The organism is Carboxydothermus pertinax (genome assembly GCF_001950255.1).
GTDB classification, from domain to species: domain Bacteria; phylum Bacillota; class Z-2901; order Carboxydothermales; family Carboxydothermaceae; genus Carboxydothermus; species Carboxydothermus pertinax.
Window position 1 is genome coordinate 1 of record NZ_BDJK01000086.1, and the last position, 218, is coordinate 218.

The following is a 218-nucleotide window of genomic DNA, read 5'->3' on the forward strand; positions in this document are numbered from 1 at the left end:
AAATGGAATCTGAACCTGGTCAGCCTTTGCAAAGGCAAATAACGAAAATCCACCTGGGAGTTTTCCGGGAGACGCCCAAAACGCAACCGGTCGGCAATAACCCAAGCGTCGGTCCAGTCATTTTTGGGGAGGTCGACATAAGCCTTTTTAAAATTAGCAACAACCTTAGGATTAAAGGTGTAGACCTGGCAGTGATAACTTGCCAGCTGATAATTAGA

The 218-nt window shown here is 45.9% G+C and carries 1 protein-coding gene; it reads right to left on the reverse strand.

What is annotated here, in order from left to right; translation table 11 throughout:
- Positions 1-218, reverse strand: a 218-nt coding sequence (locus cpu_RS13130) for an IS110 family transposase (RefSeq protein ID WP_143299332.1), incomplete at both ends; no start/stop codon positions are given.